The following is a 22,087-nucleotide window of genomic DNA, read 5'->3' as shown; positions in this document are numbered from 1 at the left end:
CGCACGAATCGCGAATCAGGGACTCGCAATCTTCACATTATGCGCCCGAATCTTATCCGTCTCAACCTTGTAAAAATGCAACGCTGGCTTGGATTCCTCTACGGTACAAGCATACAGCGAAAAACCCTGCAGGTTCTTATCCACGTATTCCTTGAGAAGCTGCTTCTGTCCTGCATTCAGGACAGCACTGCCTTCAGAAAGCAGCACGGTCAGATCGCAAGGATAATCCGCAAGAGGCGTTTCCGTGCAGCTGGCAACCTGCAGATCGAAATATCGGCCCTGCTTTTGGCATTCCGTCAAGCCAGTCATGAATTTATCCGGTAAAATATTACTTCCAGGTTCCGGCGCAGGAGCGTTTGCACCGGGAATTTCCGGCACCTCGGTCGTTTGACCCGTCGCATCCGAGCTGACAGCCTGCGGCGGCCCCTCGTTAATCACTGGATTTGAGTCAGGTGATTTGGGTCCATCGCCCCGATCCTTGCAGCCAGCAAATGCCGCCAGGCTCATGAAAAGACAGACATAAATCGGTCTGATCGACTTGTGAATGCGTCCCTCGTCCATAGTCTAGCCCTCCGATTCCACTCTATCGGCAGATCGGAAGGCCATCTTAAGACGGAATATCCCAGGAATTCTAAGCGCTTTTCCGAATAATCTTCGGGAACTCAGTCTGCAAATCCAGCTCAGGTTGCGTCGTAGGCTGAAAGATGAGGAAGAGCGCATGCTCACCTGGCTTCACATGCGCCGCCTGCATTTCCATATATTGATCCATAGGATGGATCGATGGAATCTTCGTCACCTGAGGATTGATAACCTTCGCGGTTTCACGAAGCATCACCGGCACATTGTTATCAATAGCGTGCTGCACACGCTCCAGAAGATGCGTGGATTTTTTCGCCACGGTATCATCCGCTTTTTTTTGCGCATTCTTCAGCGCCGGAAGGGCTTCCTTATAACGTCCCTGCCGCACAAGGCTGAGTCCCAGATTGTAATATACGGTTCCCTGCAGTTCGACATGCATTTCGCCGAGGGTTTTGATGGCCTTGACATAGGAATCCACGCTTTCCTTGAACTTGCCGGAATTCGCATAAGCCACGCCCAGGTTGTTCATATACGCCACCACATTGCGAGCCACTTCTTCATCCACCATGTAACGCCGGGCATCATCCGCCTGCCCCAAGGCTGTTGCATGGCGGGCATATGCGGCCATCACCATGCCGGTGTCACCCCCGATTTCGCGGGCCTCGTCCATGTACTTCATGATCTCCTCTTCCGCGCCCACTTCGGCGGCAACATCCGCCAGATCACAAAGCCGTTCGATATTGCCAGGCACCATGACATTGGCCTGCTCCAGGCATTTCTGGGCATCGTTGAATTCACCAAGTTTCAGGAGTATCTTACCGAGCAGGCCGACCTCCTTGTGGCTGGGCATGTTCACCTTCGCATTTTCCAGGATCATGGTTTTCGCTTCGCGATACTGACCCGCCTGGTAGGCAAAGCAGGCTTTCATAAACTTTTTGCGGGTGGCTTCCACCTTGGGATTGTTTTCAAACTGCACCATCAGCTGACGGGCGTAATCGACGTCGCCGTTATTCAGGGAAATCCTGATTTTTTGCTCCAGATCCTCGGCCGCCAGAGGATAACGCCAGCGATTGAACTGATCGACCAGCTGCTGTTGGAAGATCTTTTTCGTGCAGGGTTTCAACATCACGAACACGCCGCCCACCTCGTTCATCAGCTCTTCCGCCGCGTCATCGACCAGTGACGAAAAAATCAGAATGGGCTTGTCGGTGTAACCGTGATGCCGGACATGCTGAATGAAAGCGCCACCATCCATCCCGTGCTGCTTCCATTCGCCGATCACGAGGTCCACCGTGGAATTGCTCTTCAAATACTCACAGGCATAGGTGGCATCATCACAGGTTTTGATTTCCGCCACACCGAGCTCGGTCAGGCATTCGCGCAAAAACTTCAGCTGCGATTCATCGGGGTCCACGACCAGCGCATGGTGGATGTTGAGCTTGGCCTTGTAATCGCTGATATCCTCGATGCCGAGGTATTTCTTACCGAGTTCAATAATCTCGGCTTTCAGGCCGGGATTCGAGGCCAGGACGTGCTTCATGCCGAGCAGGGCTTCGAGGTTATTGCCAACCTGCAGCTGGGCCTTGATCAGCCGCATTTGCTGCTGGACGGAACCATCCACCCACTTGTAAAGCCCCTTTTCGAGGCGTTCCAGGTCGTCGATCTTTTGCAGCTCCGTGAGCTTGTCCCTCAGGCCGATGGCGACGGCCATGGGGACATGCGGCACCTTCTTGAGGGTGGCGTGAAATTTGTCCACTTCTGCCTTGAAGGAATTATAGGTCAGAGGCCGCATGTGGAAAGACACCATGCCCATCGCAAAGAGACTCGGCAGGAGATCCTGCTCTTCGGTATTAAGCAGGATCGAGGTCATCGTTCCACGATAATGCTCGTACTCGAGCGGGAGTCGCAGGAACTGCCAGCCTGTGAGTTTCTGCCCCGGAAAGAGCGAAGTGATGATCCAGCCGATTTTTTCCTGTCCCAGGGTGTTGAAACCGTCCATGACGGAGTCGGACTGGAAGATATTCTTAAAACCCGACTCACTGAGCACCCTCTTCACAGTTGATACGACCGCACTCACTGGGTCCACTATGAGTATCCCCATGTCTCGATCAAGCAGCTTCAATGTAACCCCTCCAGCGTTCAGGACCTGTTTTTCCCAATCGTCTTTATATTTTATATCACGCAAATCGCGGCCTCCATCCATGACCGCGAAAATCGTTTTTTAAAAGTGGTGTCCGTGAGGATTTTTGCCAATCTTTAGCAAACCTATATTTCCCCCTGGTTTCCGGGGTTTGTACGAATCTGAAAGATTCAACGAAAAATGGCTTGTGAAAAGTTTGAGCCTTGAAACTTCCTCCTCCGAAATGAAGGTCATGCTGCTTGTCTAATCCCAGGCAGCGATGCAACCCAAGCCTAGAGGTAAACGACCATGTCCTCGCGCATCCGTTCACAGTTCACTCTTATAAGTGCGCTCATGGGCTTAAGCTGGGCCGCAGGCTGCGGAAAGGATCCAACCTACTTCCGAAGCCTTGATGACAACGGCGGTCCTCCTGCTGAAGCCTCGGCTGATGCGGCTCCTGAGTATTTGAAAACCTTTGACGCTGGCGAACTTGCAACAGCCAGCCTTACCATTGATAGCGGCTTCAATCTGATCTCCCAGGACTTCCAGCTGGTGCAGGCGCCTAAATCCGCGGAACTGAGCCAGCAGCTCGACCGCGCGATCTTTGAAGACACCTTTACTCAAGGGCATAATGGGGTCAGCGCCTCCCAGTCCTTTGCGATTTCAGAAGCCGGTATCTTCGACCTGCTGGTCGTGATGGACAACTCCAGCTCAATGGGTCCTTATCAGAACCGCATCAGCCAGAACCTGACCAGTATCCTCAAGTATATCTCAAACACGAACTGGAGGATTGCGGTCGTTACGACGACCAACGCCTGCCTGAACAAAACAGCGGATGGCCGCAAGTATATCACACGGGCTGACTACGATGCAGATCCTATTAAGACCACCAGCGACTTCCAGACGATGATCAAAATCGGTGAAGGCGGCGACCCGGTGGAAAAAGGCATCAAGGTCGCAGCCGATGCCATGACCGGCGAAGGCTGCAGCTCGACCAGCAACGAATGGCTGCGGGCCGACTCCCAGCGCTCGATCCTCCTGATCACCGACGAAAAGAACTGCGGTTCGGGTTCGAACGAAGGCTGTGTGGGGACACCCTGGGAAACGGCTCAGTATTTCTATGATCGCGTCGGTTATAATGTTCCCGTAAACGCCTTCCTGCTCCTGCAGGAACCACCCGCCGCCAACCCCTCGGATCCCACCGATCCGAACCATGATTGTCAGAACTCCGGTGGCTATCTCGATCCACCCAACCCAGTTGAATATATGCGTATCGTCACCGACACTGGCGGTATTTCCACGGACATCTGCCGGTCGGACTACAGCAGCGTGCTGGAGCAGATCTCGCTCAACGTTCGGAAAAAGATCAACATTCAGTTTGAATTGAACAAACCTGCCGTCGCCACCAGTCTGGACATCAAACTCGACGGCAAAAAAGTGAATGCCTTTACCGTGTCGGGCAGCACGCTGACCATACTCGAGCCGGTGGCCGAAGGCTCCCAGACTCTGGACGTCAGCTATAAGCATAGCCCTGTCCCCATGGTGAAGACCTTTACTCCCAGCCACGCCGCAGATGGCACCAGCTTTGATGTACTGATCAATGGTGAAAAGCTGGCCAAGGAACTTTATGCCTATAATAGCAGCACGGGCAAACTGGAACTGAACAACATCCCGCCCGAGCATGCCAGCATCAAAATTAAATATCGCGATAACGTCGCGCTGCGGAAGGTCTTCGCCTATACCGCAAACTTTGTGCCCGGCAGTCTGGAAGTTTGGGTGAATGATAAGAAAGTCACCAACTATCTTCATGATGAAAGCACCAAGAAGGTGACCTTCACCACCGCGCCTGCCGACGGATCCCAGGTCAGCCTGCGCTATGAAATGCCAGGCGATCGGAAGCTCACATATCCGATACTCGGCGCGGATGCCGCCCGGATCGAAAGCTTCCGCCTGATCGATAGAGACAATCAGGAGGAACTTGAAGCGGTGGTGGATAACGGCAACCTGAAAGTGGCCAATGACGACATTTTCAATGGCCGCAAAGTGCGGGCGATCTATAACATGGATTATGAGTTCAAGGACAAGGAATACAACATTGCGATCGCCGGTCAACCGTTCCCCGACTCGCTGAAAATCAGCGCCGAAGGTGACGATCAGGTCTGTGCCCAGAACGTGGAGATTCACGCCGCGACCATCGGCTTCAGCTGTGGTGACGAGGACTTTGAGAAACTGGATATCACCTATCAGTATGCCGAGAGTTACAAGAATACCTTCGATATCGGCGTCGATTACACCGGTCCTAAAACCTACAAGGTTTACGTGAACGGAACCGAGATCACCGATTATCACATCGTAGAGGACAAACTGGTGATCCTGAAAAAGGATCTGCCCGCAGCTTCGGTGGTCAAGGTTCTGATCCAGCCCCGTTAAGAGAAAGGCCCTGCGTCCTGCGCGGGGCTTGGACCTTCCCGCACGCCACATCCAAGGCCCTGGACATTTGTCCGGGGTTTTTGCTTTTGCATTCCTCCGCCGTAACTGCTACAAAAACGGCTTAAGTGGCAAGCTGTAACCGCAATTTTGACATACCTGCAAGGACCCCCATGCGCGTACCTTTTATCGATCTCAAGCGAAGTATAGAACCCGTTCGCGAGCAGATACTCGCCGACTGGACGCGATGTCTCGATCATACTGAATTTGTGAGCGGTCCCACCGTGCAGAAGCTTGAAAAGGAACTGGGGCGGGTCCTGGAAGCGGAACATGCGGTGGCTTGTGCCAACGGCACGGACGCTTTGATCATCGGCCTGCAGGCCCTGGGTGTCAAAGCCGGGATGCGCGTTGCCGTGCCCAACATGACGTTCTGGGCACCTTTTGAAGCGATCGCGCAAATCGGTGCGGAACCGGTGCTGGTCGACATCAATCCGGATGACCTGCAAATGGACTTCGAGGAGTTCAAACGCGGTCATGAAAAATATCGCTTCGGTGCGGCCATCCTTGTCCACCTTTTGGGCTGGACCAGCACCCGCCTCGGGGACTTTCGGAAATACTGCAAAGAGGAAGGCATTCATCTGCTCGAGGACGGCGCTCAATCCTATGGCGTGCGTTATCACGGTGAATCGGTTTATACCGGGGCGGAAGTCTCGACCATTTCCTTCTATCCCGCCAAGGTTCTCGGCGCCGCCGGCGACGCCGGGGCGATGTTTACGCCGAATCCGAAACTGGCCGAGGTTATCCGGGCCCTTGGCAACCACGGCCGCGCGGGTCACTATACCTATGACTATGTCGGCTGGAATTCCCGCATGGGCGGGATTCAAGCCAGTTTTCTCCTCCGCATGCTGGAACAGATCGATGCGATGATCGATTCCCGCCTGCAGGCCGAGGCCTATTACAAGGAATTCTTCGACGCCTATCCCCAGTACGGTCGGGTCTATACCGCACCCGAGGGGATCACGGGCAACGGCTACCTTTCGGTCATTCAAAGCCACAAGGTCAGTGGTGATGACCTGGCGGCGCGCCTGCGCGATGCCGGGATCGGCTGCGCCCGGACCTATCCGCAGACCCTCTGTGAGCAGGGTCCATCCCAGGGCTGCCTTCGGACCTCGGACCTGCAGCACAGCCAAAGATTCAGCCGCATGGTCATCAACCTGCCGCTGTTCGCGGGGATCACGCGGGAGGAATGCGAGGCCTCGGCTCAGGCTTTACTGCAGGCCTTCGAAGCCTTATAAGAACAGAGGGACGAGTGATTCAACAAGGTACCCAGAAGGAGGAGCAAGAACATGGCTTCTGAACATTTCCGCTGCAGTGTCAAGGCCCCCTTTGATCGCCTGTGGCAAACGCTGATGGACGAAGTGGAACATCCCGAACGCTTCAATCAAGGCATCCTGAAGAGCAAAATTTTGGAGCGCTTCAACAACGGCGTTCTGCGGACCGTATCCGTGCCGGATGCGGATGTGCGGGAACGGGTCACCTACCGCTATGAAGATGGTGAGATCGCCTCACAGCTGGTGGGACATCCGGATCTGGTGGGCGTGATCGAGAAAAAGGTTTCGCCGAACACCACGGATCCCGAAAGCTGGATCCTGGAAAGCGCCATCGAATGGGAAAGCATCAGCCCCCGCGTGGATCATATGATCCGGCGCAACATCGAACGTTTTGTGACGCAAAGTTTGGAAAACGTGAAGAAGATGGCGGAACAGCCCGAAGTTTAGTCACGGCTTGGCTCCGAAGCGCTGCTCGATTTCGAAGCGCCGCTCGATTCCGAAGCGCCGCTCGATTCCGAAGCGCCGTTTTATTCCATAGGAATATAAGGCAGTCGCTTCTCTTCCTGGGTGATGGAGCGAATAAAACGAACGGCGGCTGGCGTGAGTTTCATCCACTCCAGCCCCGCACCACGCGGCTGTTTCCGACCGTTGGCATTCCGAATCCAACGGCAGGCAGCCCAGCCTTCCAGCTGAACCCCTTCCTTCTGCAACTGAACATTCACCCGCACGACCTCATCGAGTCGTGGCAGCTCCTCATCCATACGCAGAAAGATTCCGCCGCGACCGAGGAGGGCAGACGCTTCAATTTCCGCATGAGACAGAGAGGCGAACGCGCGCTCATAGCGCTTTTGAGGTAGCGGTCCTGCGCTATCGCTCCAGCGCTCCTCAGGATCCTTCAGGTGAAATTGAATCGCGTGCAAAAGAGTTTCGAACGAGAGAGGTTTCGTTATGAAGCCAACCACACCTTGATGAAAAGCTTCCGCGATGGTGACATCAGCAAAGCCGGATACAAAGATAACGGGAGGTTGTTCGAAGTGTTTCTTACGCACTTCATGGAGCAGGTGAACGCCATCACCGCCGGGCATGCGAATGTCAGAGACGATGAGATCTATAGTCTGTTTTTGTAGTATATCGAGCGCATCCGCAGCACGGCAGGCTGTGTAAACGCGATAGCCTGAATCCTCCAGATCAAACTGGAGAATTTCACAAAGATCGATCTCATCGTCTACGACCAGTATGGTTTTCTGTACAGATTGATTCATTGTGTGACTCTCACGCCTGGTTGGAATAATACAGAGAGCTTATTGCTTCCCTACTTATCGGCATTCCAGAGGCGAAATTGAGGTCACACCATCAATCAAGGCCCACGATCCTGCGCGGAAAGATTTAGCAGATCACGCACCCAGGACGACAGGCTTTGTCCATTAGCCTTGGTTTCATAGAAGCTTTTGCTGCTGATATAAACATGCTGCGAACCATTTTGAAAAAACGTGGGAATCCCGCCTTGAAGAAAGTTTTCACGCAGACTGCGGACGCCAGCTTCAAATTCCTGGGCCGGGTAATTTGGAATTAAGGGCGGCTTGCATTCATTCACACCGAAGCCATAGAAGAAGCGCATGATGCCGTCCTGCAAACTCATGATCATGCCCTTGTCATGATCGCCATAACGTTCGCGGAGGTAGCGGGCCAGATTCACAAGGCCTCCTCCATCTTCACCGCTACAGTCCGTGCAATCTTCCGGCAGGGCCGTGTCGATGCCCCAGAGCGTGCGAAACGATTTTTGCAGGCAGGGCGCCAGCCACTCATCTTCGAGGGGAATGCCGCTATCGTTCAGCAGGACCACGCGGCTGTCAGGCCAGCGTTCCTTGGCTGTGGGATAATGGAAGATGGCGCCGAAACCACCGGCACTCACACCTGTCATGAGCACATTTTCAAGCTCAGGCATCTCCGTCTTCAACCGATCCAGTATCTTGAGCATATTGCGATAACCAACAAAGTGCTGGCGACCGAGCACGCCGGGCACCTGCACATTCTCCTGACTGCCGGCGAAGATATCACCGCTGCAGTAGGGCACGTGAACAAAGTTCCAGCCGTTGACAGGATTGTCATCGCGCTCCTGGAAAATTCCGTTCTGACCCGGATACTGATCGCCGACTGCCTTGGGATTGGAGAGACAGGTCAGTCCGTTGAAACAGGCGCCGCCGCCTTCCAAATAGATGACCAGGTTTTTATCAAAAGGTCGCCTTTTCAGGAAAAAGCCTGTCTCGCTTCCGTCACGGCACATGGTGCCGGTCACAGCCTGCCATTCCCAGCTTGCCGTTTGCGCCACTGCGCTTTCGGCACTCAATCCCAATGTTAAGGCAAAAAAAGACAAAGCGATGCGTCGACGTCGAGCTCCCATGATCCCCTCCCAGGTGGCTGACGAACAGAAATGGGCGAGGAGGCACTGGGCAGGTGCCTCTCGCTGGAGTCAGGTTCATTTTACATAATCAGCCAAGGTGAGTCACGGAACGCAAATTTAGCTTTTCTTTTGGCAGTCGGCGCAGATCCCGAACATGTCGAGCGTATGATGGGTCAATTTGAAATTAAAACGCGCGGCGACCTGCTTCTGCAGGGTCTCGATTTCCTCGTTGGAGAATTCCTGCACCTTGTGGCAACTCACACAGATCAGATGATCGTGATGGGATTTGGGATCCAGAACTTCAAATACGGATTTGCCATCCGCAAATTGTTTTTGATCGACCAGACCGGCTTCCTTCAAGAGGTTCAAGGTCCGATACACGGTCGCGAGGCCCGGATTGTGTTCGGTATCCTTCAAACGGCCATGAAGGTCCTCGGCGCTCACATGGGAATCGAGCGCCAGGAATTCCTCGATGATGTAATTCCGCTGCTTGCTTTGCTTCAGCTGCGCTTTGGCCAGGTACTGATCCAGGCGATCCCAAAACCATTGGAATTTTGCTGCTCTCTTATCCAACTTCATATCCCCCAGCCATTGTCCTTGATTCCATATTACAAACACGAACCCGGCGGAATTACCAGCGGGATCTGCCACACAGGGTTACAAAACAGCACGAGCGGTCGTCTGAATTACGTCATGTCGTCGCTTCAGATTTTCAAAGTGGACGTGCATGCCCTCTCCAGTGTCCTATGGATCCAACAGTTCGTCACAATGTTTAGTCCCATATCTCAAAAAGGAAGTCGTTCCATGCCCATCCTATTGTTTTTTATCCTCGTGGTATCCTTCAGCCCCCACGCTCTGGCCCTGTCTTTGGGGGATGCGGAGAATTTCTGGCGTCAGGACGTCGTGCGCTTCTGCGAAGGCTATCCTTCCAAGCAGGACTGCGACGATGGTGACTCCGTAATCTTCAACGGTTTGCTGTGTATGGTGGGCGAACAGGCCGGCTGTGACACGGTCCGCGCCTCGCAGGATGCGGACGGGCGTTTCTGGCGTTCCCCGCGCCGGAATCCCGGCAATCTGGGGGAGGAGAAATCCTTTTCCCGGGATCAGACTTTGGGTGTTTTACTTTACCTGGCGAAGACCCAGGACCGCGATGCGGCCCAGCGCTGGCTGGCCTGGATCGAGGATAATCGCTACTGCAGCATTAAAAATCCGATCACCGGCGGCTGCGTCGTGTACGGTTACCGTGTCTGCCGGGATGACGATAAGGAAATCTGCGACCTGCGGCCGGCAACCTGGGCGCTGTTTCACCGGGTCTGGGAGCACCTCGGCCTGCCGACCACGCGGGAGATGCGCAAGCATGAGAGCATGGATGTGAATGACATCGAGATGATCGCCGTGGAACAGGCGAAGATTGGTTATGAGCTGCACCTCAAGGCCGTGGGGTCGTTTCTGCGTTTGACCATGGCATCTTCCATAAGTCGCACGCGCGAGATGATCGGGAAGATTTATGACCGGCAGCGTGCGAATCCTTTCTTTCAAGCTCTGGCGGAGGGATCGCATGAGGGTGTAACGCAGCGGGTGCTGGATCTTTGTCCGAAGCCTTCGGATGATTTGAGTTTCCGGCGTTATCAGTGGTCCTGGGAACGGGATACCGCGCAAGAGCCCTGGCGGGAGAGTATGGGTTGGGATTGTGTGTTTATGGCCAGGTTTTTGGAGACGCAGAGTTATTTGCGGATGGTGGTGGATGCGTCCTCAGAGGGCACGCCCTGATCCTGAATAACGGGCCGTCACCCCCGAAGGCGGCCCCACCAACCCACGTCATCCCCGAAGGGGAGCACCCTCACCCGCCCCCCTTCGGGGGGTTGAGCGTGAAAGCATTCGTCATCCCCGAAGGGGAGCACCCTCACCCGCCCCCCTTCGGGGGGTTGAGCGTGAGGCATTCGTCATCCCCGAAGGGGAGCACCCGCACCCGCCCCCCTTCGGGGGTTGAGCGTGAGGTCGGGGTTGAGCACGAGAGCGTCTACACCCTCTTCTGCTTCATCCTCTTCAACATCGCCATCGCCTCCTCAATCCCTTCAAGCGACATCGGATACATCTCCGGAACCACCTGACGAATCAACTGATTCGAATGCCGCTGCCAATAAACCTGCGGCTCTGGATTCAACCACACCGAACACGGAAAATGCTGCCGCAATCGCTCAATCCACACAATCCCTGGCTCCGCATTCCGCTGAAAATAATCGATCGCCCCACCCACTTCCGTCAGCTCGTAAGGCGCCATCGCCGCATCGCCAACAAAAATCACCAGCCAGCTCGCATCAAACTTTTGCAGAATATCCCGCGTCAGCACCCGCTCCTGCTGCTCGATGTCGGAGAACATAAAATCATAAGGACAGTTGTGAAAATAAAAATGCTTAAAATCCTTGAAATGCACACTCTGATGCGCAGCGGAAAAAAGCTGTTCACAAATCTGCGTGTGCCAGGTCATCGACCCGCCCACATCCATCAGCAGCAAAAGCTTCAAGTTATTCTTCCGCTCCGGACGAAACACCAGGGTGATATCCCCCGCATTTTTCCCGGTCGCCTCGATGCTCCCTTCCAGATCCAGCTCGGACGGATGCCCTTCCCGCCCCCAGTGTCGCAGTTTGCGCAGGGCCAGCCCGATCTGCCGGGTATCGATAATCACATCCCCCCGAAAGTTGCGAAACAGACGCTGACTCGCCACCTGCACGGCGCTCATGCCGCCGCCTTCACCACCCACACGAATACCGGCCGGGTTGAAGCCGCCGTGACCGAATGGGCTCGTGCCCCCCGTGCCGATCCAACGATTGCCGCCGTCGTGCCGTTCCTTCTGCTCGCGCATGCGCTGTTCGAAGAGTTCCCGCAGCTCATCCAGTTCCAGGGCCTTGAGCGCCGCCTTTTCCTCTTCCGTTAAAGCCCGCGGTGGCTTCGCATTTTTCAGCCATTCCTGGAATTCGTCCTTCAGCGTTTCGCCATAGGTGACACCTTCAAAATACTCGGCAAAGCAGCGATCAAACGCATCATAATCCAGCTCCGTGCGGCAGGCGATCGCGCGGGCCAGATAATAAAAGCGCGTGAGAGATTCCCCGGCATGCCCTCGTTCCAGCGCCGTGAGCAGGGTGAGCCACTCGTTGCTCGATACCTTGATTCCATAGCTCCGCAGCTGGTACATAAAATCAACAAACATGCTCATCCCCTAAAAACGGGAGGTTCGGCGCTGACTTTGCCGGAGGGCCTGCAGATCTGTCTCCTTCTTGAGGAGCACACCCAGGAACGGCAGGTCCTTTTCCAGCTGTTTGGGCTCGATGCCGCCGCGAACCAGGGCCCCGATCCAATCCACCAGCTCGCTGGTCGATGGCTTCTTGCGAATTTCATTTTGATCCCGTAGCCAGTAAAAACGCACAAGGCACTGCGAGATAAGTTTTTCATCCACCTGCGGATGGTGAACCTTCAGGATGCGCCGCATTTCATCGGCTTCAGGAAAGGCGATGTAGTGGAAAATGCAGCGGCGGAGAAAGGCGTCGGGCAGTTCCTTCTCGGCATTGGAACTGATGATGACCACCGGACGCTTGGCGGCGGTGATGGTTTCTCCCGTTTCGGGGATATAAAAACTCATCATGTCCAGCTCATGCAGAAGGTCATTCGGAAATTCCAGATCGGCCTTGTCGATCTCATCAATCAACACCACGCTGCGTTCGGTGGAGCGAAAGGCCTGGCCCAGCGGCCCGAGCTTGATATAGCGCTTGATATCGTGCACGTCGCCCGTCCCAAAACGGGAATCGTTGAGGCGCTGGACCGTGTCATAAACATAAAGGCCATCCTGAGCCTTCGACGTGGATTTTACATGCCAGGTCAGCAGAGGCAGGTTCAAGGCTTCGGCTACAGCCTTGGCCAATACGGTCTTCCCCGTGCCGGGCTCACCCCGGATCAGGAGCGGGCGCTCAAGATCACAGGCGACATTGACGATTTCCTGCAGTTCCGCGGAGGCAATGTAGTTGCGGGTTCCCTTGAATTGCAAACGCTCGGACATGATTTCACCCTGGTCTTGTGATGGAGGCAAAGCCCCAGCATAGCCAGGGAGCCGGGAAAAATCAAAGGTGGTGTTCGCCGACCGAAGCGCGGGCCATGAGCTGACCCGTGCGAGCGGAGTTCGCCGACCGAAGCGCGGGCCATGAGCTGACCCGTGCGAGCGGTGTCCCCTGATCAAATCGCCCAACCTGGCCCCGTCGAAATGCGCATGGACGGCGGACTTGTCTCGCTTTTTTCTCCCCAAGCGACTAGGATGGCCCGCATGCGCGAGGAGGTCTTTGTGCTCAAATTTTACGGCTACAAAAAATGCAGCACCTGCCGGGAGGCGGAAAAGATGCTGACGCAGAAGAAGATCGCTTATGAATTCATCGATGTCACCGAAGCTCCCCCGAGCGCGGCTGAACTGAAAACCTGGTTCAAGGCCTCAGGCCTCGATATCAAAAAGCTGCTGAACACCAGCGGTGAAGTCTATCGATCGATGGGTTTGAAGGACAAGCTCAAGAACATGTCGGAAGCGGAGATCATCGCGCTGCTCGCCAGCCAGGGCCGCCTTATCAAGCGTCCTTTGATCACCGATGGCCAACGTCTTCTTTCGCTGGCGGAGCTGAAATCATGAGTGAAACCCTTTGCCCCTGTGGCACCGGCAAACCTTATGCAAACTGCTGTGGACTTTATATCGAAGGTGGGCAGCTCGCTCCTGACCCGGAAGCGCTGATGCGCAGCCGCTACACGGCCTTCTTTCAGTGCAACTATCCCTATTTGAAAAAAACCTGGCATCCGGAAACGTATCCCGAGGATCTGGAACAGGGCGAACCTTCCAATTGGGTGGGACTCGAAATCATCGACGCCTCCTGGGAGGACGATGAAGGGGAAGTGGAATTCAAAGCGCGGCTGATCTTCGATAACCGCCTCGAGGTTCTGCACGAAATCAGCGATTTTGAAAAAATCGATGGTGTCTGGCTTTATCACAGCGGGGAATTTTTGCACGACGACGAGCCGGTAAAAATCGCCCGCAATGCACCCTGCCCCTGCGGCAGCGGTCAAATTTTCAAGGATTGTCACTACCAGGCATGAAAAATGATGACTCCATTCTGCAGCCCATCAGGCTCGGAACCCACTTGGTCCCAGGTATCTGGCGCTATATGCTGCCCGATGATGTCTTTTATTTTCGCGTCGATCCCGAGGTGCGGAGCAGTTGTTTCAACTGCCCTCAGGTGAAAGCCCATGGGTTTCATCCGTCCATTCGCTGCTGCAGTTACATCCCGCGCGTGCCGAATTTTCTCCTCGGCCTCGCGCTGATGGATCCGGGCGTGCGCCCCGTCGCGCAGAACTTTATCGCGACCGGCTACAGCATACCGGAAGGCAGTCAGGTCTCGCCGCATCACATGGAAAAATCGATCGGATTTTTAAGTGGGAAACTGCCACAGGGTTCGGTGATCTGTCCGCTTCTGGATCAGAATACGAAGAAGTGTCAGATCTATGCCTTCCGCAGTGGTGTTTGCAGCACCTTCTTTTGCCGGCATGATCAAGGCGAGGCCGGAGCCGAGTTCTGGGAATCGCTCACCGATCTGGTCACCCAGGTGGAAACCGCGCTCGCGCAATGGGCCCTGGAACAGGCCGGGTTTGATCTCGGGCTTTATTTTGAGCGCTTTGAAACGCTCGCGCAGGACCTTGAGGCCTGCTCCAATCCCGAGACCGGAACCTGGAGTGATCACGCGCGACGGCAACTTTTTGGAGTCTGGTATGGGCGCGAGGAGGAACTCTTTCAGGCCTGCGCGGCCCAGGCGATCGCTCACAAAAAAGATCTTTTCGAGATCGCCGGTCGGCAAAAACTCCGGCAGACACCAGGCTATGACACCACCATTCGGCAACGTCTCGGTCCCCTTTATTCCCACTCTCTGATCGGGGAAGCCTTGCCGGACGGCGAGCCCATGCCGGTTCGCAACCTTTGGTACAGTACGCAGCTTGCGCATCGCAATCTACAGCTGCACCGCATTCAGGCTTCCCAGGACTCCGGCCACGAGCCGCATTCGAACCAGCAGACATGACAGTCCGTCTCCAGGTCAGCTCAACAATGGATATGCTGCGGACGGCCTGTTATTATTTTATCACAGTAAGCAAAAGCACCCTGTCCAGAAGCTCAGCGTTCGGGCCAGGATTTCTGCGTTCCAGTCACGATTGACGAAGGCGCCAACGCTGAAGTACCTTGCCCTCGAGTGACGGAATTGATGGGAGGCGGCATGCGTTTCGGAACAAAAATCATGTTGGCTGGAATCCTCCAGACGGCCTGCTGGCAAGGGGTTGCCGCGGCTCCGGCTGCGCTGACTTTTGAATCGCGCGGCATGAAGCTGCAGCGTGAGCAGGTGGCATCCGACGTCGGTCCCATCTGGGCCATGACCTTTCTGCCCGATGGCCAGCTGCTTATGACGCTTAAAACCGGCACCATCAAACGTTATGACCTGAAAAAAAAGAAGTTTACGACCATTTCAGGCGGGCCCAAGGTGGCCGTTTTTGGTCAAGGCGGCCTTCTGGATGTGGTCCTCTCGCCTGACTTCAAGAAGGATCATCAGGTCTATTTAAGTTATAGCAAGGCGCTCGGCCGCGATCAGTACACCACGGCGCTGGGCGTCGGGACCCTGAACGGCAACGCAATCCAGGGTTTCCGTGAGATTTTTGTAGCGCGCGGGAGTTCATCGCGAGGCGAGCATTTCGCAGGACGAATTGTGGTCGAGCCCGATTCCATCTGGTTCAGTGTTGGCGAGCGCGGCGAGCGGGAGAATGCGCAGGACCTTACCAATCATCTGGGAAAAATTCTGCGTCTGACCCGCGATGGCAAAGCTCATCCGGACAATCCTTTCGTGGGAAAGAAGGATGCTCTTCCGGAAATCTATAGTTTCGGCCATCGCAATCCCCAGGGTCTGGTGCGCCATCCGATGACTGGTGAAATTTGGGCGCATGAACATGGACCGCGGGGCGGTGACGAAATCAATATCATCAAAAAAGGCGTAAACTATGGCTGGCCGAAAGCGACCTACGGTCGTGAATACTGGGGACCGTCCATCGGCAGCCGTAACGTCCCGGGCACCGAGGCCCCGATCCATCAATGGACACCCTCGATTGCGCCCTGCGGCATGATCGTTTACAGCAGCAACGCACTGCCCGGCTGGAAAGGCTTGGTGATCAGCGGCGCACTGGCCAAGTCACATTTAAACCTGACAGAAATTCGCAACAATCGGATGGTGGCCGAGGAGCGCCTCTTCACCAAGGAAGGCCTGCGCGTCCGGGAAGTGGAGCAGGGTCCGGATGGTGAAGTCTGGTATGGAACGGACGATGGCTCGCTCTTCCGCATTCGGAAAATTTAGTCCCCGGCTCGCGGGGTCTGACCCAGCCTTCAGGAAAGCCCGGAGCGACGGTCATTCCGTCCCATCAGACGGCGCAGGTGCGTGCAGTCTTCGAATGTGCCGAAGACTTTGAGCTGATCATTTTCATCGATCACTTCGAAACGCCCGCCATCGATCACAAGATAATAGTTCCGACCACAGAACAGAGGATTGGCGAATATCACTTCAATATGGGCCACGTCCACGCCGCGGCTATCCTTCAGGAGCGACAGGATCAGATTGGTCGTGCAGAGACCCTGAATGAAACTTCCAGGATGGCGGAAGAGTTTGGAGACAAGGTCCAGGGTATGCAAAGGGTTCAAATCACCTGAAAGCATTCCATACTGCACACCCAGTTTACGACCGACGTGGAACAGCGTTTTGGATTCATGATTCCGGGCCAGCTCGGACGCGCGGCGGGACATGCCGGCATATTTGTCGTCGGGCTTCTTCTGCGCCACCATCTTGTCATAAAGCGCGCCTGGCACACCGCGGAAGAAGAAGCGATCCACGTGCGCGAGCTTGAGTTTATTGTCATCGAAGATTTGGACTTCGATTTCCAGGATGCCCCGGCCGCGCCCGGGAAACGGCTTGATGTCGCGAATGCGGGCCTTGTAGCCATAGTTGCGATTCGCTTCGAATTGAAAGTTGACGTCGTGATACTGCACCTCCGACGCGAGGTGCATGATCGTCTTGAAATCGATGCCCAGGCGCGCCGCGCAGGTGAAGAACGCGTTCGTATTCACAAAGCAATGAAGGGTATTGCGGTTGTCATAGGCATCGCGATTGCCGATGGCTTTCTGCCATTCGGTAAAGGTCGCCGCCGGTATTTTAAAATCCGTGTCGTAGGTAATCCAGTTATCCGGCGCGAGGTTCAGAGGACGGGAATGCACCACGGTACGCACAAAGTCGACCGAGTACTGTAAAACGTCCACGAGCTTCAGCGGGCTGACGATAACGGTCATTGTTGCTTTCCTCCAGTTGCTTTTGCCATGAAAAGTTGCAAAACGAAGGCCATGGCCAATGTGCAGAAAACACTGGACCGCCTGGTCCGTTTGTTTAAGTTTTGGCCGCAACATGGCATTATCCTGACAGAAATTGTTTCCACTCGAAAGAATCGATGCCAAATTTCTGAGTAAATATTTCTTAAACTTCAGCCGTTTTTGAGCTATGTATGCCCATCGGTTTTGCGTTTTTCGGAAAGGGTGGGCATGGCCTCTGAAGGTTTTGAACTGATTCAGCTGAAGTCGGGGCACACCAGTCTGCGTCTGGTTTCCAATCGCGAAACCTTTCACCCTGTCATCGGGCCTGAAGCGGAAGCGCGGCGCCTGCATGTGGAGCAGCAAAGGCTGACGTCCCGCAGTCGCACCGTCAGTCCCTTTGTGATCTGGGATGTCGGTCTGGGCGCAGCGGCCAATGCGGTGGCGGCCCTGGAGGCGCTGGCCGAGAGTCCGGGTACGGTCGAGTTGCACAGCTTTGATCACACACTGGCGCCCTTGCGTTTTGCCTGCGATCACAGTGAATATCTGATGTACATCCGGCCCTATCGCCAGGCGATTGAAAAGCTGATGCGCACCGGGCAGGTGACCATCGGTCGGGTCGTTTGGTATTTGCACGAGGCCGATTTCCGCCAGAGTCTGGAGAAGCCGGACCTGCCGTCCCCGCATGCGATTTTTTATGATCCCTATTCCGCGGCCAGCAATCCTGAGATGTGGACGCTGGAGCATTTTGAAAAAATCCGGCGAGCGCTGCGGGACGATCACCCCTGCCTTCTGACCAACTACACGCGCTCCACGGCGATACGCAGCACCTGGCTTTTGGCCGGATTTTATGTGGGTATCGGTGTGGGCATCGGCGAAAAGGATCAGACCACCATCGCCTCCAATCAGCTTGAACTTTTGGAGCAGCCACTGACCGTGGACTGGTTGAAACAGGTGGCGGCTTCGCAGAATTCGAATCCTCTGCGGGAGTCGGGCACCCTCTATTGCCCGATGAGCCCCACGGATTTCGCCCAACTTCGCCAGCATCCCCAATTCACATGAGGTCCCCATGTCTGTCGATCGCGTCGCGCTCTATCCCAATGGATTGGAAATTTCGAGTCTGGTTTATGGAGCCTGGCGTCTTTTGAATCCGCCGCTTCATGGTCAGGTTCCGGCGATCCAGCGCCTTCTGAATCTTTGTCTGGAGCATGGCATCACCACCTTTGATCACGCGGATATTTATGGTTCCTATCAGTGCGAGGAACTCTTTGGCCGCTGTCTCGCGCCGGCCCTGCGCGACCGCATGGAACTCGTCACCAAATGTGGAATCCGGCTCGTGTCCCCGTCCCGGCCGTATCATCGGGTGAAGTCCTATGACACCAGCACGGCTCACATCCTGCAGTCGGTGGACCAGAGCCTCATCAATCTCCGCACGGATTATATCGATCTGCTGTTGATTCACCGCCCCGATCCTTTGATGGACGCGGATGCGGTTGCCGAAGCGGTGTCCCAGCTCAAGCGCTCGGGAAAAATCCGTGCCTTTGGGGTTTCCAACTTCCTGCCGGCCCAGTTCGATCTTCTGCAGTCACGCTGCCCCGAGCCTCTGGCCACCAATCAAATCGAGGCGCATCCTTTGCGTCCTTCCGTCTTTTTCGATGGCACGTTCGATCATGCCCAGCGGCTCCGCTATCGGCCCATGATCTGGTCTCCACTGGGAGCGGGCCGCCTCTGGGATCATTCCGATCTGAGCGGACTCCTCCTGACCCGGGCCGCGGAGCTGGGTTGCAGCGTCGAAGGGCTCGTGCTGGCCTGGCTGAGACGGCACCCGGCGGGCCTTGTTCCGGTTATCGGCACCACGAACGAACAGAGATTGCTGGCCATCCTCCAGGACACGGCCCTTCGGATCGACGCTGAAACCTGGCATGAAATCCTGCAAGCCGGTATGGGGCATGAGCTTCCGTGATTGCGCTGATGGGTGATTTTTCAATTTTTGGGACACGGCTTATCTGATCTTTGTTCTGGTCCAGGCCCGCAGGCCATGCTAGGGATGATGTTCAATTTATTAGCACTAAGGAATATCATATGCATGTTTTTCTACTCGCGGCTGCCCTGCTCAGCACCCCCAACGAAAATACGGAAAATGCTGCCATCCTGAAAGCCATCGACAACATCTGCGGCGACACCTGGTGCGAAGGGGATTACAGCTTCCGCTTTGATAAGGTGACGCTCGATACAGAACGCAACAGCACGCAGGTCTTCTTCAACATGAGCTACCCCTACTCCACCGAACTCGACGTCCAGGCCAGTATTCTGACCCAATCGTTTGATGTGTCCTGCGTCGTGCCAGGGTATTCGACCTATGCCGGGATTATGGAGAATGAGTATCAGCTGAACTGGGATTTTTACACGAGTCTCACGGATTGCATTCAGACTCTTGAAGAGCGTCTGACGAAAATCAATCGTATCTGAAGCTTCGCCCTCATGATAATAAGCCGCTGGTTTTGGGCCAGCGGCTTTTTTGTTAGATGGTGTGGTTGTATTGAGCCATGAATGTATTCGCGGTCACTTCATACTTGCCGGACAGATCGCCACGGCCGGCGGCTTCCGGATAGGCGTCATCCTTCAGATTCAGAGTGGGGTCGCGGAAGCGGGTGTGCAGGAAGCCGGCGTCCACGCTCCAGCCTTCGGTCTGGTAACGACCGCCGAGCGAGAAGAAGCGACGGTTGTCGTCAGGACTCCGCGGTGAACGCAGGGTGTCGGTGGTCGGCGAGTTGTCGCTGGCAACACCGGCGCGCAGGATCACGTTTTCGTTGATTTTGTAGTCGCCACCCAGACCCACGTGCCAAACGTCTTCCCAATCCAGCTTGACCAGAACATTGTCTCCCGTTTCAGGCACCACGTTGATGTCGCGAAGTTTGGACCAACGGGTCATCGACGCGCTGAGGTAGACATTCATGTCGGCGATGCCTTTGTAATTCAGACCAAAGCCGATGATATCGGGAGTGGGCAAATTCAGGTCAGCCGTGCGCTTCAATCCTATGGTTTCAGCATAGGCCTGAGCCGCCGATGTCTCGCCGGAGAGTTTGAAGTCACCTTCCGTTTTGTGGACGACCTGCGAGCGATAAGAAAGGCCGAGGTCAAGATCCGGCATCACCGTATAGAGGACACCAAAGGTGAAACCATAGGCGATGTCGCTGCCTTCATACTGAGCGTAGACATCATCCTGGCCCTCATTGGCGATAGCCTGCCCTCCCACGTATTGGGCACCGGCGGCGGTGAGGGTATTGGAAATGATCGTCGGAACGCTGGCTGCAGGTTGACCGGCGATCGCGGCATCGGTTGCCGTCTTGAAATTCTTGGCCACTGCATTCGCTTCAACCGCAGCGTTGGCTGACGACGCCGCGGCACCTTTGGTGGTGTTGGTTGGATCAGCCTGATAGGCCGCAGCGGCTGTATAGTAAGCGCTGACCAGCCCGGCGGCTTCCTGGGCTGCAGCGGTTGCAATTCCTTGCGCCCGTGCCGCCCCATAGTTACTCGCCCCTTCAATCAACCCCCGCGCATGCTGCACCTGAACACCAAAACCTACACGCAGGTTTTCCATAACGCGATAACTCGCGGCGAGGTCAAGGTTGATCATCTCCAATTCGGTTTTCGTGCCGTGGTAACGACCCACCCAATCCTTTCCATAATCGGTATTCGTACCGAATGGAGCCGTAATGGAAGCACCAGCGGTCAAGTCCTCATTGACTTCATAAGTTCCATAAAGAGCCGGAAGGAAAGCACCCTCGCTGAAGTCATCACTCTTCTTAGCGTCATCGCTATCGGTGATGGCTTCAATCCCCGAACCGCCAACCGTTCTCCTGCCCTCTGTAAACTCCCCGTTCGGCATAATATAAGCCGCACCCACCGAAATATTTGTGCCTTTGAAGACACCCATGGCCGCCGGGTTCGAGAACATGGCCGAGATATCCGTGGTTCCGGCAACATCGGATGCCCCTGCGGTCCCGATCGAGCTGGCGCTCTGTCCGCGGATGGCGAAACCCGCGGCAAACGAATTTTGACTACAGAGAGCCAGAAAAAGACCAGGTACAATCCAGCCTGAATACGACCTTTGACTGACAGAAAACTGCATGGAAGACTCCTTCTTACGCCGACTATCGTGAAAATGCGGTCCCAGTTTACAAAACCAGGCGCCAGGATATAGAAAAAAAATAATTTAAGAAATCCTTCTCTCGGGACACAGCACGTCCCCGAGTTTGACAAAAAGTCAAACTTGACTTTGCCATCGTGGGAATGTTCATAATGAGTGATCTGAAACCCGCAGCCGACAGGGAATCGCGCTATGAACATCGGAGAAGCGGCCAAAGCAGCAGGCGTAAATGCAAAATTTATTCGCCATTACGAAGAACGTGGGATCATCCCAAAAGCCGCACGTACCGAATCAGGCTATCGCGTGTACTCGGAAAACGACGTGCATATTCTCGTCTTCGTGAAACACGCCAGGGGCTTGGGCTTCTCGCTGCCCGAGATCAAGAAACTGGTTAATCTCTGGCGCAATAAATCACGCAAAAGCGAGGACGTAAAATCGATCACGACGAAACATATCGAAACGCTGAACACGAAAATTCGAGAGCTTGAAAGTATCAAAGCTGCCCTCGAAGACCTCGCTCTTCACTGTCACGGTGATGAACGCCCCGACTGTCCCATTCTGGAAAACTTCGCCAGCAAAGGGTCTGCCAAGGCCAGATAAGCTCCGTCATAACGCGGAGTTAAAATTTTCCCTTGACCTTCCCACGATGGGAAGGCCGATGGTGACTCTG

21 protein-coding genes are annotated in these 22,087 nt (G+C 55.0%); 12 read left to right on the top strand and 9 right to left on the bottom strand.

The window, feature by feature from the left end; genetic code table 11:
* Positions 1-15 precede the first annotated feature (15 nt).
* Both OLTU_RS14570 and OLTU_RS14565 read right to left on the bottom strand, forming a co-directional pair.
* Positions 16-561 (bottom strand): hypothetical protein, encoded by a 546-nt coding sequence (locus OLTU_RS14570; protein WP_141733495.1) that lies wholly within the window; start codon positions 559-561, stop codon positions 16-18.
* A gap of 70 nt (positions 562-631) precedes the next feature.
* Positions 632-2,578 carry a response regulator gene (locus OLTU_RS14565; protein ID WP_218110042.1) on the bottom strand — a complete coding sequence of 649 codons (1,947 nt, stop codon included), beginning with the start codon at positions 2,576-2,578 and terminating at the stop codon, positions 632-634.
* 429 nt (positions 2,579-3,007) lie between these two features.
* Between OLTU_RS14565 and OLTU_RS14560 the strand changes: the two genes are divergently transcribed.
* The 3 genes from OLTU_RS14560 to OLTU_RS14550 all read left to right on the top strand — a co-directional run bounded on the left by OLTU_RS14560 (position 3,008) and on the right by OLTU_RS14550 (position 6,903).
* On the top strand, positions 3,008-5,128 hold the full coding sequence (locus tag OLTU_RS14560) for a vWA domain-containing protein (protein WP_141733493.1): 2,121 nt from the start codon (positions 3,008-3,010) through the stop codon (positions 5,126-5,128).
* 170 nt (positions 5,129-5,298) lie between these two features.
* On the top strand, positions 5,299-6,420 hold the full coding sequence (locus tag OLTU_RS14555) for a DegT/DnrJ/EryC1/StrS family aminotransferase (protein WP_141733492.1): 1,122 nt from the start codon (positions 5,299-5,301) through the stop codon (positions 6,418-6,420).
* A gap of 51 nt (positions 6,421-6,471) precedes the next feature.
* Positions 6,472-6,903, top strand: coding sequence for an AtaL-like protein (locus tag OLTU_RS14550; protein ID WP_141733491.1), 432 nt, complete (start codon positions 6,472-6,474; stop codon positions 6,901-6,903).
* A gap of 80 nt (positions 6,904-6,983) precedes the next feature.
* Here the strand turns inward: OLTU_RS14550 and OLTU_RS14545 are convergent, their stop codons facing one another.
* From OLTU_RS14545 to OLTU_RS14535, 3 genes are all read right to left on the bottom strand, one after another.
* Positions 6,984-7,718, bottom strand: coding sequence for a response regulator (locus tag OLTU_RS14545; protein ID WP_141733490.1), 735 nt, complete (start codon positions 7,716-7,718; stop codon positions 6,984-6,986).
* Positions 7,719-7,813: 95 nt separating this feature from the next.
* Complete coding sequence (locus OLTU_RS14540; protein ID WP_141733489.1) at positions 7,814-8,857, bottom strand: pectin acetylesterase-family hydrolase; 1,044 nt, start codon at positions 8,855-8,857, stop codon at positions 7,814-7,816.
* Positions 8,858-8,974: 117 nt separating this feature from the next.
* The gene (locus OLTU_RS14535; RefSeq protein WP_141733488.1) at positions 8,975-9,436 is read right to left on the bottom strand and encodes a Fur family transcriptional regulator; all 462 of its coding nucleotides are present in this window, start codon (positions 9,434-9,436) and stop codon (positions 8,975-8,977) included.
* A 225-nt stretch (positions 9,437-9,661) separates the two neighbouring features.
* On the opposite strand from OLTU_RS14535, the gene OLTU_RS14530 reads away from it, so the two are divergent.
* The gene (locus OLTU_RS14530) at positions 9,662-10,627 is read left to right on the top strand and encodes a hypothetical protein (RefSeq protein WP_141733487.1); all 966 of its coding nucleotides are present in this window, start codon (positions 9,662-9,664) and stop codon (positions 10,625-10,627) included.
* Positions 10,628-10,877: 250 nt separating this feature from the next.
* On the opposite strand, the gene OLTU_RS14525 is transcribed toward OLTU_RS14530, so the two are convergent.
* Entirely contained in the window at positions 10,878-12,065 is a 1,188-nt protein-coding gene (locus tag OLTU_RS14525; protein WP_141733486.1) for a vWA domain-containing protein, read from the bottom strand.
* A gap of 9 nt (positions 12,066-12,074) precedes the next feature.
* Positions 12,075-12,908 (bottom strand): AAA family ATPase, encoded by an 834-nt coding sequence (locus OLTU_RS14520; RefSeq protein WP_141733485.1) that lies wholly within the window; start codon positions 12,906-12,908, stop codon positions 12,075-12,077.
* A gap of 261 nt (positions 12,909-13,169) precedes the next feature.
* On the opposite strand from OLTU_RS14520, the gene OLTU_RS14515 reads away from it, so the two are divergent.
* The 4 genes from OLTU_RS14515 to OLTU_RS14500 all read left to right on the top strand — a co-directional run bounded on the left by OLTU_RS14515 (position 13,170) and on the right by OLTU_RS14500 (position 16,269).
* Positions 13,170-13,523, top strand: coding sequence for a Spx/MgsR family RNA polymerase-binding regulatory protein (locus OLTU_RS14515; protein ID WP_141733484.1), 354 nt, complete (start codon positions 13,170-13,172; stop codon positions 13,521-13,523).
* Complete coding sequence (locus tag OLTU_RS14510; RefSeq protein ID WP_141733483.1) at positions 13,520-13,981, top strand: YchJ family protein; 462 nt, start codon at positions 13,520-13,522, stop codon at positions 13,979-13,981. Before OLTU_RS14515 ends, OLTU_RS14510 begins: the two co-directional genes overlap by 4 nt.
* Positions 13,978-14,955: a YkgJ family cysteine cluster protein gene (locus OLTU_RS14505; protein WP_141733482.1), complete on the top strand. Its 978-nt coding sequence runs from the start codon at positions 13,978-13,980 to the stop codon at positions 14,953-14,955. Before OLTU_RS14510 ends, OLTU_RS14505 begins: the two co-directional genes overlap by 4 nt.
* 192 nt (positions 14,956-15,147) lie before the next feature.
* Positions 15,148-16,269, top strand: a complete 1,122-nt coding sequence (locus OLTU_RS14500; RefSeq protein WP_176736625.1) for a PQQ-dependent sugar dehydrogenase — start codon at positions 15,148-15,150, stop codon at positions 16,267-16,269.
* A gap of 29 nt (positions 16,270-16,298) precedes the next feature.
* Here OLTU_RS14500 and OLTU_RS31915 read toward each other — a convergent pair whose 3' ends face one another.
* Positions 16,299-17,252, bottom strand: a complete 954-nt coding sequence (locus OLTU_RS31915; RefSeq protein WP_176736624.1) for a MaoC/PaaZ C-terminal domain-containing protein — start codon at positions 17,250-17,252, stop codon at positions 16,299-16,301.
* 246 nt (positions 17,253-17,498) lie between these two features.
* On the opposite strand from OLTU_RS31915, the gene OLTU_RS14490 reads away from it, so the two are divergent.
* The 3 genes from OLTU_RS14490 to OLTU_RS14480 all read left to right on the top strand — a co-directional run bounded on the left by OLTU_RS14490 (position 17,499) and on the right by OLTU_RS14480 (position 19,736).
* Positions 17,499-18,329, top strand: coding sequence for an MnmC family methyltransferase (locus tag OLTU_RS14490; RefSeq protein WP_141733480.1), 831 nt, complete (start codon positions 17,499-17,501; stop codon positions 18,327-18,329).
* Between the two features lie 7 nt (positions 18,330-18,336).
* Positions 18,337-19,230, top strand: coding sequence for an aldo/keto reductase (locus tag OLTU_RS14485; protein ID WP_141733479.1), 894 nt, complete (start codon positions 18,337-18,339; stop codon positions 19,228-19,230).
* A 119-nt stretch (positions 19,231-19,349) separates the two neighbouring features.
* Positions 19,350-19,736, top strand: a complete 387-nt coding sequence (locus OLTU_RS14480; protein WP_141733478.1) for a hypothetical protein — start codon at positions 19,350-19,352, stop codon at positions 19,734-19,736.
* Between the two features lie 52 nt (positions 19,737-19,788).
* On the opposite strand, the gene OLTU_RS14475 is transcribed toward OLTU_RS14480, so the two are convergent.
* Entirely contained in the window at positions 19,789-21,399 is a 1,611-nt protein-coding gene (locus tag OLTU_RS14475) for an OmpP1/FadL family transporter (RefSeq protein WP_141733477.1), read from the bottom strand.
* Positions 21,400-21,609: 210 nt separating this feature from the next.
* Here OLTU_RS14475 and cueR point away from each other — a divergent pair, with 210 nt between their 5' ends.
* Positions 21,610-22,017 (top strand): Cu(I)-responsive transcriptional regulator, encoded by a 408-nt coding sequence (cueR, locus tag OLTU_RS14470; protein WP_141733476.1) that lies wholly within the window; start codon positions 21,610-21,612, stop codon positions 22,015-22,017.
* Positions 22,018-22,087: the final 70 nt, after the last annotated feature.

Origin of the sequence: Oligoflexus tunisiensis (assembly GCF_001748245.1) — a bacterium.
In the GTDB taxonomy this organism is placed as follows: Bacteria; Bdellovibrionota_B; Oligoflexia; order Oligoflexales; family Oligoflexaceae; genus Oligoflexus; species Oligoflexus tunisiensis.
Note: the sequence above shows the minus strand (reverse complement) of the source record. Positions and strands in the feature narration are given on the sequence as shown.